At 75.1% G+C, this 5,568-nt stretch carries 6 protein-coding genes; 2 read left to right on the forward strand and 4 right to left on the reverse strand.

Translation table 11 applies throughout. The features are described from left to right. From HGA02_RS09120 to argC, 4 genes are all read right to left on the reverse strand, one after another. On the reverse strand, nt 1-683 hold a 683-nt coding region (locus HGA02_RS09120), incomplete at its 3' end, for an aminotransferase class III-fold pyridoxal phosphate-dependent enzyme (RefSeq protein ID WP_168678742.1). Next, the gene (gene argB / locus HGA02_RS09125) at nt 680-1,666 is read right to left on the reverse strand and encodes an acetylglutamate kinase (RefSeq protein ID WP_168678743.1); all 987 of its coding nucleotides are present in this window, start codon (nt 1,664-1,666) and stop codon (nt 680-682) included. The genes HGA02_RS09120 and argB, both read right to left, overlap by 4 nt. Continuing rightward, complete coding sequence (argJ, locus tag HGA02_RS09130; RefSeq protein WP_168678744.1) at nt 1,663-2,880, reverse strand: bifunctional glutamate N-acetyltransferase/amino-acid acetyltransferase ArgJ; 1,218 nt, start codon at nt 2,878-2,880, stop codon at nt 1,663-1,665. The genes argB and argJ overlap by 4 nt, the downstream gene beginning before the upstream one ends. Before the next feature lie 52 nt (nt 2,881-2,932). Further along, on the reverse strand, nt 2,933-3,997 hold the full coding sequence (gene argC, locus HGA02_RS09135) for an N-acetyl-gamma-glutamyl-phosphate reductase (protein ID WP_210728360.1): 1,065 nt from the start codon (nt 3,995-3,997) through the stop codon (nt 2,933-2,935). An 82-nt stretch (nt 3,998-4,079) separates the two neighbouring features. Here argC and HGA02_RS09140 point away from each other — a divergent pair, with 82 nt between their 5' ends. Together HGA02_RS09140 and HGA02_RS09145 are read left to right on the forward strand one after the other, a co-directional pair. Continuing rightward, nucleotides 4,080-5,063 (forward strand): zinc-binding dehydrogenase, encoded by a 984-nt coding sequence (locus tag HGA02_RS09140; RefSeq protein WP_168678746.1) that lies wholly within the window; start codon nt 4,080-4,082, stop codon nt 5,061-5,063. Then, the coding region (locus HGA02_RS09145) for a DsbA family oxidoreductase (protein ID WP_343035404.1) at nt 5,060-5,568 on the forward strand (509 nt) is incomplete at its 3' end. The genes HGA02_RS09140 and HGA02_RS09145, both read left to right, overlap by 4 nt.

The raw sequence follows: 5,568 nt of genomic DNA on the forward strand, positions 1-5,568 counted from the left end.
CCCGCCTCGCCCTGGATCGGCTCGACGACGAGCGCGGCGACCTGGGCGCCCGCACCGTCGGCGAACGCGGCCTCGAGCGCGGCGGCGTCGCCGAAGGGCAGGAACTCGACGCCCCCGGGCAGCGGCTCGAACGGCTCGCGGTACGCCGCCTTGTGCGTGAGCGCGAGCGCCCCCATCGACCGGCCGTGGAAGGCACCCTCGAGCGCGAGGACCCGCGGGCGGTCCGGGCCGCCGTTGCGCCGGGCGAGCTTGAACGCGGCCTCGTTCGCCTCCGTGCCGGAGTTGGTGAGGAAGACGCGGGACCCCTCCGGCGCCTGCGCGAGCGACAGCAACCTCTCCGCGAACGCGATCTGCGTCGGGCTCGCGAAGAAGTTCGACACGTGGCCGAGCGTGCCGAGCTGCGCGCTGATCGCCGCGGTCAGCGTCGGGTGCGCGTGGCCGAGCGAGTTGACCGCGATCCCGCCGAGCAGGTCGAGGTAGCGGCGGCCGTCGGCGTCCCACACGTACGGGCCCTCACCGCGCACGAGGACGCGCTGGGGGGCGCCGAACGTGTCCATGAGCGCGTGCGTGTAGCGCTCGGTCCACTGCGCGACCGAGCCGTCGACGGCCTGGACCGGCAGCGAGGCGTCGGGGGCCGCCGGGGCCCGGTGCCGGGCGCCCGAGGGCGTGACGTCGGTGCTCATGCGGGGACCTCCGGGGTGGGCCGGACGGCCGGCACGGGGGCGGTGAACGGGGCGTCGGCGGGCTCCTCGTCCGGCAGCACCATGGTGCCGATGCCGTCGGACGTGAAGACCTCGACGAGGATCGAGTGCGGGGCGCGGCCGTCGATCACGTGCGCGCGGCCGACGCCGCCCTCGACGGCGCGCCAGCACGCCTCCATCTTGGGGCGCATGCCGGAGTCCAGCGTCGGCAGCAGCTCGGCGAGCTCGCGGGCGCGCAGGCGGCGCACGAGCGACGTCCGGTCGGGCCAGCTCGTGTAGAGGCCCTCGACGTCCGTGAGGACGATGAGCTTGCGTGCGCCGAGCGCGACCGCGAGCGCCGCGGCCGCCGTGTCGGCGTTGACGTTGAGCACCTGCGTCGGGTCCTCGATGTCCGGCGCGACCGTCGACACGACCGGGATGCGTCCCGCGTCGAGCAGGTCCTGCACGGCGCCCGGGTTGACGTGCACGACGTCGCCCACGAGGCCGACGTCGACGTGCTCGCCGTCGACGACCGCGGTGCGGCGGCGCGCCTGGAACAGGCCGCCGTCCTCGCCCGACAGGCCGACCGCGTGCGGGCCGTGCGCGTTGAGCAGCCCGACGAGCTCACGCGAGACCTGCCCGGTCAGCACCATGCGGACGACGTCCATCGCCTCGGGCGTCGTCACGCGCAGGCCGCCGCGGAACTCCGACTCGATGCCGAGCCGGTCGAGCATCGCGTTGATCTGCGGGCCGCCGCCGTGCACGACGACGGGCCGCAGGCCGACCTGGTGCAGGAACACCATGTCCTCGGCGAACGCGCGCTTGAGCGTGTCGTCGATCATCGCGTTGCCGCCGTACTTCACGACGACGAGCGCGCCGCTGAACTTCTGCAGCCAGGGCAGCGCCTGGATCAGCACCTCCGCCTTCTGGTCCGGGCGCAGGTCCGTCCGGGTGTCGAAGTGGAAGTCGTCGGGGATGCCGCTCATGTGGAGTACGCGCTGTTCTCGTGGACGTAGTCGTGCGTGAGGTCGTTGGTCCAGACGGTCGCGAGCTCGGTGCCCGCGTGGAGGTCGATGAGGACGTGCACCTCGCGGTTCGCCGCGAGGTCGACCTCGGTGCGGGGCGCGTGCGCTCCCCCGGCCCGGCAGACCTGGACGCCGTTGATCGTGACGTCGAGGAGCTCGGGGTCGAAGGCAGCGACCGACTCGGGCACCGTCCCGACCTGCGCGAGCACGCGGCCCCAGTTGGGGTCGTTGCCGAAGATCGCGGCCTTGAAGAGGTTGGAGCGGGCCACGGCCCGGCCGACCGCCACGGCGGCGTCCTCGGTCTCGGCGCCCACGACCGTGATCGCGACGTCGTGCGTCGCGCCCTCGGCGTCCGCGACGAGCTGCCGGGCGAGCTGCCCGCACACGGCGGTCAGCGCCGCGGAGAAGCCCGCGGGGTCAGGGGTCGCGCCGCTCGCGCCGGACACCAGCAGGGCGACCGTGTCGGACGTCGACATGCAGCCGTCCGAGTCGACCCGGTCGAACGTGGCACGCGTCGCGGTGCGCAGCGCCTCGGCGGCGACAGACGCGTCGACGACCGCGTCGGTCGTGATCACGCACAGCATCGTCGCGAGCCCGGGCGCGAGCATGCCCGCACCCTTCGCCATGCCGCCGACGGTGAACGTGCCGAAGTCGCCGGGGACCGTGACGTGCGCCGTCTTCGCGACGGTGTCGGTCGTCATGATCGCGGTCGCGGCGTCGGGGCCGCCCTCGCCGTGCAGGGCCGCGGCCGCGTCGTCGACTCCGGCGAGCAGCTTCTCGATCGGCAGCCGCTCCCCGATGAGACCGGTCGACGCGACGACCACGTCGCCCGCGGAGACGCCGAGGACGTCGGCGACCTTCTCGGCGGTGCAGTGCACGTCGGCGAACCCGTCCGGACCGGTGCAGACGTTCGCGCCACCCGAGTTGAGGACGACGGCCGAGACCGTGCTGTCGGCGACGACCTGGCGCGACCACACGACGGGAGCGCCGACGACGCGGTTCGTCGTGAACACGGCCGTGCCGACCTGCAGCGGCCCGTCGTTGACGACGAGCGCGAGGTCGGGACGGCCCGACGCCTTGAGGCCGGCGGTCACGCCGGACGCGCGGAAGCCCGCGGCGGCGGTCACGCCCGGCGAGGCGAGGTCGTCGGTGTCGACGGCGGTCTGCTGTGCCATCAGTCCTCCTGGTCCACGGTCCGGTGGGCGGTCCCTGCTGCGGCGCGCGTGCTCACGGCGCGACTCCCTCGAGCGGGAGCCCGAGCGTCTCGGGCAGGCCGAGCGCGAGGTTGAGCGACTGCAGGGCGCCGCCCGCGGTCCCCTTGACGAGGTTGTCGATCGCCGTGACGGTCACGACGCGGCCGGCGCGCGCGTCGACCGCGACCTGCACGAGCGCGGTGTTCGCGCCCAGCGTCGCAGCCGTCGTCGGCCACTGCCCCTCGGGGAGCAGGTGCACGAACGGCTCGTCGGCGTACGCGGCCTCCCACGCGGCGCGCACGGCCGCCGGGTCGGTGCCCTCGACGAGCCGGGCGGTCGCGGTCGCGAGGATGCCGCGGGACATCGGGACCAGCGTCGGGGTGAACGAGATCGTCACGTCGGGCGCGCCGGCGGCCTGGAGGTTCTGGGCGATCTCCGGGATGTGCCGGTGCGTGCCGCCGACGGCGTACGGCTGCGCGGAGCCCAGGGCCTCGCTCGCGAGGAGGTGGCTCTTGAGGGTCCGGCCGGCGCCGGAGTAGCCGACGGCGAGCACCGCGACCACGTCCACGGGGTCGATCACGCCCGCGGCGACGCCGGGCTGGAGGCCCAGCGTGACCGCGGTGACGTTGCAGCCGGGGACGGCGATGCGCCGGGCGCCCGCGAGCGCCTCGCGCTGGGCGGCGGCCGTCTGCTCGCCCGCGTGCAGCAGCTCGGGCAGGCCGTAGGGCCAGGTGCCGGCGTGCGCGCTGCCGTAGTAGGTCTCCCAGGCGACCGGGTCGACGAGCCGGTGGTCCGCGCCGAGGTCGACGACGATCGCGCTGTCGCCGCGCTCCGCGAGCTCGGCGGCGACCGCGCCGCTCGCGCCGTGCGGCAGCGCGAGCACCACGACGTCGTGCCCCGCGAGCGCCTGGACACCCGTCGGCTCGAGGACCCGGTCCGCGAGCGAGCGCAGGTGCGGGTGGATGCTGCCGAGGGTCGCGCCGGCGTTGGAGTGGGCGGTGAGAGCACCGATGCGGGCCTCGGGGTGCGCGAGGAGCACCCGGAGCATCTCGCCCCCGGCGTACCCGCTGGCCCCGGCGACCGCCACGCTGAACGTCATGTGCATGAACATACACGCCTCTGCACGAAGATACGTGCGGGATTCAGGGATGACGCGCCGCGCGCGTTGCGTTGGCCCAGACGTGCGCGCCATCCTCGCCACCGCCGCGGGCGGTCCCGACGTCCTCGAGCTCCGTGACGTGCCCGACCCCGAGCCCGGTCCCGACCAGGTGCTCGTGCGCGTCGCCGCCGCGGGCGTGAACTTCATCGACACCTACCGGCGCAGCGGGCTGTACCGCGTGCCCTTCCCGCACGTCGTCGGCGCCGAGGGGTCCGGCGAGGTCGTGGCCGTCGGCGCCGACGTCACGCTCGTCGCGCCCGGCGACCGCGTCGCGTGGGCCTCCTCGCCCGGTGCCTACGCCGAGCTCGCCCTGGTCGCCGAGCGGGACGTGCTCGTCGTCCCCGAGGGCGTCGACGACCAGGTCGCCGCCGCGCTCCCCCTGCAGGGCATGACCGCGCACTACCTCGTCACGTCCTCGTTCCCCGTCGCGGTCGGCCACGACGTGCTCGTGCACGCGGCCGCGGGCGGGGTCGGGCTGCTGCTCACGCAGCTGGCCGCCCAGCGGGGAGCGCGTGTCATCGCGACCGTCGGGACCGCCGAGAAGGAGGCGCTCGCGCGCGCGGCCGGCGCCGCCGACGTCATCCGCTACCGCGAGCTCGACGACCTGACCACCGAGCTGCCCGCGCTCGTGCGCGACCTCACCGGCGGCCGCGGCGTGCACGCCGTCTACGACTCGGTCGGCAAGGACACCTTCGACGCGTCGCTCGCGTCGCTCGCCCGGCGCGGCACCCTCGTGCTGTTCGGCGCGTCGTCCGGCCCGGTCCCGCCGTTCGACCCGCAGCGGCTCAACTCCGGCGGCTCGCTGTTCCTCACCCGCCCGACGCTCGGCGACCACACCGCGACGCGCGACGAGCTCGAGTGGCGCGCGCGCGAGCTGTTCGACGCCGTCCGGGCGGGCACGCTCGACGTGCGGGTCGGCGCCACGTTCCCCCTGGCCGACGCGGCCGACGCCCACCGCGCGCTCGAGTCGCGCTCCACCACTGGAAAGGTCCTGATCCTCCCGTGACCACCCTGCCCACCCTCGACCACGTCGACGGGTCCGTCGTCGGCCCGCGCCCGCTCCACGTCGAGGTCTGGTCCGACATCGCGTGCCCGTGGTGCTTCATCGGCAAGCGCCGGTTCGCCTCCGCCCTGGCCGAGTTCCCGCACCGCGCGCACGTGCGCGTCACGTGGCGCTCCTACGAGCTCTCCCCCGACACGCCCACCGGGCCGGGACGTCCGGAGGTCGACGCGCTCGTCGAGCACAAGGGCCTGCCCGCCGACCGCGTGCGCGAGATGTTCGCGCACGTGACGGCCGTGGCCGCGGGCGAGGGCCTCGCGTACGACTTCGACCGCGCGCTCGCGTTCAACACGTTCGACGCGCACCGGCTCGTGCACGTCGCCGCCGAGGCCGGCGGGGCGCCGCTCGCGGACGCGCTCGTCGAGACGCTGTTCTCCGCGCACTTCGAGCACGGGCGCGACCTGGGCGACCCGGCGACGCTCGTCGAGCTCGCGGCCGCCGCGGGCTTCGG

The sequence above is a fragment of the Cellulomonas septica genome (assembly GCF_012396155.1).
Classification (GTDB): domain Bacteria; phylum Actinomycetota; class Actinomycetes; order Actinomycetales; family Cellulomonadaceae; genus Cellulomonas; species Cellulomonas septica.